Here is a 5619-nt window from a genome sequence, read left to right as displayed (position 1 = left end):
GGGAATCGCCACACGATACGACCGAGACCCGCTCAACTTTCTCGCAGCAATCAAACTCGCTTCAGTTCGCATCTGGTTGCGGCATTATGAGTCTGCGGCCTAGCGCAAAATTGCCTGAAACTGCATTGTCAGGAGAGGGTTCTGGGGGATGCGGATCATGCTCATACCGGGGGTGCCGTCATGCGCTCCTGTGTGGTTGGCCGCGACGGCGTGGCCGGAAGAAAGCCGCGCCAACATGCAGGGGATGAGAAAATCCAACAGCCCCATATCGGTAAGAATTGCACGTTGATTTTTTTGGACATTGCTCCAACGTGGGGGTAGTTCGATTCCGGCCTGGAGTGCGGCTAATGGTCGACCAGGAGGCCGCTGTCATCGCCAAAGAACTCGTTCGATTGCCGCTCCAAACCGCCGAGCTTGGCGATAAGATCTCCATCAAGGCAACCGTCGCGGCAGATCGCAACCGCGGTCCGGACCTGAGCGGAACGGACTGTGAGCTTACCGAACGCATCGTCTTGGAGACCCATGTTTCTCGCCGCGTTCGTTATTTTCGATCTACATGAATGACGCCCCCGGTGTCCCTTCATAGGTTTTCGCCACCTGTCGTGATAAATATCAGCACCCCAGGTATTCGCTACGAGTGCAGCAGCGTCGAAGATGCAGCCGATCAGCTGCTCCAGTGGACTAAGCACGGTCCCAGATGGAACGAGGCCGTACGCGTCTGTTTGTCCGCCTTGGCCGGAGAACTGACGCCTGACGATGCCCGCATCGCCTTCAAGGCAGCCGCCAGAGAGGAAGGCCTGCTTGTCTAGCAATCTCTATCATGGATCGAGCGGAGGCCCGGAGAGCGCCCGAGAAATTCGAGGCCGGCGCCGGTCCGATCTGAAACCGTTCTCGGCAAAGGGAAGGTCGGCACGCGCCATGACGGCACGTCATTACCCGTAACCCATTCGATCACTGGCACGTCCGCGCGAAGCCGATCTGCACGAGCCGGCACGCCGCACCAGATTGGTGCAGTGCACATACCACTGTCACACATCAGCCCCAATGTGCTGTCGCGGGCGGGAAACCATCTTCAAGCGGAGGTTCAAGAAATGTCCAAACCCACTGACAAGTCCAGCGCAACCGAAGCCACCGAATTTGCGGCATTCAATCCCGACAAGGCTACCGATCAACTTCGCGCCGTCGCTGACAAGGGCATGGAGCAAACGAACGAGGTGCTTCAAAAATTCAAAGGCGCTGAAGAGACCCAGAAGGCGCTCGAGTCGAGCGCCGAAACCGCGAAGTCGGCCGGCAACGAGTTGTCGCTGAAGATGATCGCGGCATTGCGCGCGAACGCCGAAGCTGACTTCTCGCACCTTGAGGCTCTGGTCCGTGTGAAGTCGCTGTCCGAAGTTTTTGAGTTGCAAAGGATCTTTCTGCGCAAGCGCGTTGAAATGGGTGTCGAGCAAGTCAAGGACATCCAGGCGCTCACCGCCAGGGCGGCGGCCGACGTTTCCAAGCCGGTCAAGGACGCCTTCGCGAAGGCCCTGAAGGGCCTCGAGGCCGCCTAGTTTTCTAGATGATCCAATCAATGCGGGAGCACTCCTCGATTTCAGGCTACCCGTCATTTGCCGGTCAGGGGCCTGTCGTGCAACGCGGGTTTCTGGCCGGAGCCCGATTTGGAATGGTGGTCCATCATGGTCGACCACTCCCCCCGCAACCGGGACTTGCCAAACAGTCGCTCGCCTGGACCGGCAACGTCCAGCGCCGGAACTCGACCGCGCGATGTGCTCATCTGCCGGCGGGACACCGAAACAGTCGCGACGGTCATCAAGCGCCCGAGGTCCGCTCGTGGCCGGATCGGGTGGCAAGGCCGCGGCCTCGTCGACCGTGACCCACATCGACGACCTGGTCGGCACACCAGCTCCTTGTCGAGGCGGCGCCGAACGGCCGTCCCAGAGCGTAGACCAGGGACAAGGTGGATCTTGTCTGTGCCCAAGAGAGTCCGAGCCCTGTTTCTTCTTCGGCCAAGTGGTCAAAGGCCTTGCGATTTGGCGATTTTGCTGCGTTATCTCCTGGCGCAATGTAAACCGGCCTGGCTTTTTGGCCAGGCCATTCTGCAGTTGTTATGAAGGAATAAGAAGATGGCGACTGGAACCGTGAAGTGGTTCAACAGCACCAAGGGCTTCGGCTTCATCCAGCCCGATGGCGGCGGTCAGGACGTGTTCGTCCACATTTCGGCTGTCGAGCGTGCCGGTCTTTCGACCCTCGTCGATGGTCAGAAGATCAAATATGAAATCGAGCAGGACCGCCGCACCGGCAAGTCTTCAGCTGGCAGTCTGAGCAAGGCAGGCTGACTGTCTTGCGCGCCGGGCAAACGTGACGGAGCCAGAGGCCAAGGCAGCTTTTTCTCAGCCTTCACGAATTACAGGCCAAGCCAGACAATTTGCAAGGAAAGGCGGGGTGTTTCCCGCCTTTCTCAAAATACCGGCCGGAAGGTGCGTCTGAAGCCGCCGTTCGCCACCTGCCTCATCCAAAGCCTGGTGGTTTATCCCACACGCCGACAAGCTGATGCCCGTGGTGAGAATACCGGCGAAAAGTTCGGAGAGGCGGCCCGCAGCTATCTGGCCCCGCGCCACCGAGACTCGCACAGCGCCTACAGGCTGACACTCACACCGTCGGCCGTCGCCAGCAGTCTGCTGCCGACGGCTCCTTGTCATTGATTCCACATAGGCGCGCAGCAGCTCGTTTGGGTCAGCGGCCCCCGGCCGCAGCACTATCCTCGATGGCGGCTGGCACCTTTTGTGGCGCCGCTCCAGCCGGCGGATCGTCCTCGGTCCTCAAGTCCAACTGCCCCCAGATCGACGTCTTCCGTGGGCCGGATTTCGGCTTCCGTGAGGGTTTGACCTCGATGATGAACGGTTTTGTCTGCTTGCGCATTGATCCTCCAGCCGATTCGCGGCGCAACGATACTTCGCTTATCGGCAAAGGCAACTGTGCCGGGCATTGGGAAGTGCTCAGGAGACATACCCAGCAAGGTCCGGTGGCTCAGGTGCCGCGACCCTATTGCCCGGTGTGTATATCCGCGAATGCGGAGCGCCCGGCGAGAGCCGCCAATCACATTGCCATTCCTTTTGGAGGACATTGACTTTTTTATTCACAAGGCCGCTTCGTGGTAAAAAAGATCTCCCTCGATATAAACAACGCGCTCTGCCGTCACTTTGCGGCGCGGCGCCAATGCCAACGACATGCCTATGTGATTTTCGTCCCGCCAATCCCTGTGAATGTCATTCGGGCTTGGCGACGCAAGGATCCGGGCGGTGTTGTCAATCGGATGGCACCAAGTTTTCGCGAGCGCCGGCTGCGCAAGCAGTAGCGACAACGCCGCAAGCACAAGTTGGCGATGGAGCCTGAGCATCGTGCCGGGCCATCGCCCGATATTGAAAGGCGACAGTTGCCTTCTTCTAAGCTCGTGCCTTTCGCTTGTCAGGCGCCTTCGCAGCAACCTTGCGGCCGAGACCGCTCGCTTTCGCCAATTGCGATCGCGAGGCCGAAGAGTTCGGGGCGACCATCGGATAGTCGGCGGGCAGGCCCCATTTGGATCGGTATTCGTCCGGTGTCAGCCCATAATGGACGTTTAGATGGCGCTTCAGCGATTTGAACTTCTTCCCGTCTTCCAGGCAAATGATGTGGTCCGGGAACACCGACCGCTTCGGGTTGACTGCGGGAGCCTGCGCCGGCTTCTCGGGTTCGGCGGGCTGTCCGAGTTTCGACAGCGATTGATTCACGCTGTGAATAAGATCCGGCAGAGAGGAAATCGGCGGCGCGTTCTTGCTGACGTAAGCGGAAACAATGTCAGTTGTTTCAGCCCGAGCATGTTAGTCATGTCCTCAGCCAAAGCAGGTTCTCCTTTCGAAACATTCATCTTTCTAACTTCCAAACACAATCAACGGGAGAATAGCATGTTCATCCGTAACTCAACGCGTCAGCGGTGACTGCAGGATTCCACATAGTGGATTTGCCGACGGGACTTTCGGAACACCGGCAAGCGTCGCTGCATTTCCCCAGGGTAATCTACCAATCAGGTGATTCGCGCGGCTCGCCGTTCGGCCAATACGGTCCGAAACGTCTCCGGATCCAACGGAAGCAACATCTCCACTTCACTAGAGTAATATCAGCGCCAGCGGTTAGCTACACGCGACAGCGAAGCTGGTGTTCCATCGTGCGGACCAGCATTACAATTGGCGCCCATCAAGACGGGGCCTGTCTGATGGCGTCCCGCCATGTCGGCGCTACCCAGCCGCTCGCCGATTGCGGGGACTGCTACGGCCGAGCCGGTCCCTGAATATGATTGATCGACGCGGTTGGCGGCGAACCCATCGGGCCGCACCCGCTGTCGCGGTTCGGATCGCGGCGGCAATAGCTTACATGAAACAAAAGGGCCGCCCGAAGGCGGCAAGATCGGGAGTGCCCGAATCTGCAATGGGATTGACGATCCAGGACGGGCCAAGCTTACCCCACGTCAGCGCAATTGCAATCGGTGCGTCGCCAGCCTTCCTGTTTACGGAATATTAGGCCTGTTTTCGCATCATCGATCCGGGCGGCTGAGTAGTGCGTTCCGCCCGCACCCCATTTCAGTCATGGGGCTGCCAAGCCGCCGGGGCGGTTTACTGCTTCGCAGAAGCGCCGTTTTTCGACCGATCTGTGACGCCAAGACCTTTCAGTGATCTCAGTGATCTCGGTCTCGAGCTGACCGGCAGCTACGGGCTCGCCGAACGATGGCCACTGCTGGGCGCTGCGGTCGCCTCGGCGGCAATAGGACAGCCGGCCAAATCATCATACCGGCTGTCTGCAATCGCCTCACGAGCGTCTTGACTCTCCTATGCCAGGAGCCTATCCCCCGCGGTGTTAGCACTCGCCATTGATGAGTGCTAACTAATGTCCGGAACCGCCGGGCGTACTGGTTTGTCCGGCTTCGCCGGATAGAGGGACAGTTCTCACCGTTCTCATCGAGGAAGAAAAAATGGCAAAGTCGAAGTTCCGCCCGCTTCATGACCGCGTGGTCGTTCGCCGGGTCGAATCCGAATCCAAGACCGCCGGCGGGATCATCATCCCCGACACGGCAAAGGAAAAGCCGCAGGAAGGCGAGATCATCGCTGTCGGCTCCGGCGCTCGTGACGAAGCCGGCAAACTGGTTCCGCTGGACGTCAAGGCTGGCGACCGCATCCTGTTCGGCAAGTGGTCGGGCACTGAAGTCAAGCTCAATGGCGAAGACCTTCTGATCATGAAGGAATCCGACATCATGGGCATCATCGGCTGAATATCGGCCTCTCTTTCACCTGAATCTTCATCTTCGGGCTCTCTGCGAGCCCCTGCCAGGAGCTAAACATGGCTGCCAAGGACGTAAAATTCTCCCGTGATGCCCGCGAGCGCATGCTGCGCGGCGTCAACATCCTCGCCGACGCGGTGAAGGTCACGCTCGGCCCCAAGGGCCGCAACGTCGTCATCGACAAGTCGTTCGGCGCCCCGCGCATCACCAAGGACGGCGTCACCGTCGCCAAGGAAATCGAGCTCGAGGACAAGTTCGAAAACATGGGCGCGCAGATGGTCCGCGAAGTTGCTTCGAAGACCAACGACATT

General features: G+C 59.2%; 8 protein-coding genes and 2 pseudogenes. 7 read left to right on the top strand and 3 right to left on the bottom strand.

Going from position 1 to position 5619, the window contains the following annotated elements:
- From ACFFNA_RS41150 to ACFFNA_RS41130, 5 genes and pseudogenes are all read left to right on the top strand, one after another.
- A pseudogene (locus ACFFNA_RS41150) lies at positions 1–103 on the top strand (IS5/IS1182 family transposase); the annotation flags it as partial.
- Between the two features lie 244 nt (positions 104–347).
- The gene (locus ACFFNA_RS41145; RefSeq protein WP_378926234.1) at positions 348–560 is read left to right on the top strand and encodes a hypothetical protein; all 213 of its coding nucleotides are present in this window, start codon (positions 348–350) and stop codon (positions 558–560) included.
- Positions 561–809 carry a DUF982 domain-containing protein gene (locus ACFFNA_RS41140; protein ID WP_378926232.1) on the top strand — a complete coding sequence of 83 codons (249 nt, stop codon included), beginning with the start codon at positions 561–563 and terminating at the stop codon, positions 807–809.
- Positions 810–1091: 282 nt separating this feature from the next.
- Complete coding sequence (locus ACFFNA_RS41135) at positions 1092–1550, top strand: phasin (protein ID WP_378926236.1); 459 nt, start codon at positions 1092–1094, stop codon at positions 1548–1550.
- A gap of 573 nt (positions 1551–2123) precedes the next feature.
- Positions 2124–2336, top strand: a complete 213-nt coding sequence (locus tag ACFFNA_RS41130; protein WP_095090289.1) for a cold-shock protein — start codon at positions 2124–2126, stop codon at positions 2334–2336.
- Positions 2337–2733: 397 nt separating this feature from the next.
- Here ACFFNA_RS41130 and ACFFNA_RS41125 read toward each other — a convergent pair whose 3' ends face one another.
- The 3 genes and pseudogenes from ACFFNA_RS41125 to ACFFNA_RS41115 form a co-directional block, all read right to left on the bottom strand.
- A complete protein-coding gene (locus ACFFNA_RS41125; RefSeq protein ID WP_095090288.1) occupies positions 2734–2919 on the bottom strand; it encodes a hypothetical protein in 186 nt (61 codons plus the stop codon).
- A gap of 217 nt (positions 2920–3136) precedes the next feature.
- Positions 3137–3397: a hypothetical protein gene (locus ACFFNA_RS41120; protein ID WP_095090287.1), complete on the bottom strand. Its 261-nt coding sequence runs from the start codon at positions 3395–3397 to the stop codon at positions 3137–3139.
- 46 nt (positions 3398–3443) lie between these two features.
- Positions 3444–3842, bottom strand: a pseudogene (locus ACFFNA_RS41115) (Ros/MucR family transcriptional regulator); the annotation flags it as partial.
- A gap of 1160 nt (positions 3843–5002) precedes the next feature.
- On the opposite strand from ACFFNA_RS41115, the gene groES reads away from it, so the two are divergent.
- Both groES and ACFFNA_RS41105 read left to right on the top strand, forming a co-directional pair.
- Positions 5003–5299, top strand: coding sequence for a co-chaperone GroES (gene groES / locus ACFFNA_RS41110; RefSeq protein WP_006203049.1), 297 nt, complete (start codon positions 5003–5005; stop codon positions 5297–5299).
- A 68-nt stretch (positions 5300–5367) separates the two neighbouring features.
- A partial coding sequence (locus tag ACFFNA_RS41105) for a TCP-1/cpn60 chaperonin family protein (RefSeq protein ID WP_378926229.1) occupies positions 5368–5619 on the top strand: 252 nt, incomplete at its 3' end.

The organism is Mesorhizobium kowhaii, from assembly GCF_042431665.1.
GTDB classification, from domain to species: Bacteria; Pseudomonadota; Alphaproteobacteria; order Rhizobiales; family Rhizobiaceae; genus Mesorhizobium; species Mesorhizobium kowhaii.
Note: the sequence above shows the minus strand (reverse complement) of the source record. Positions and strands in the feature narration are given on the sequence as shown.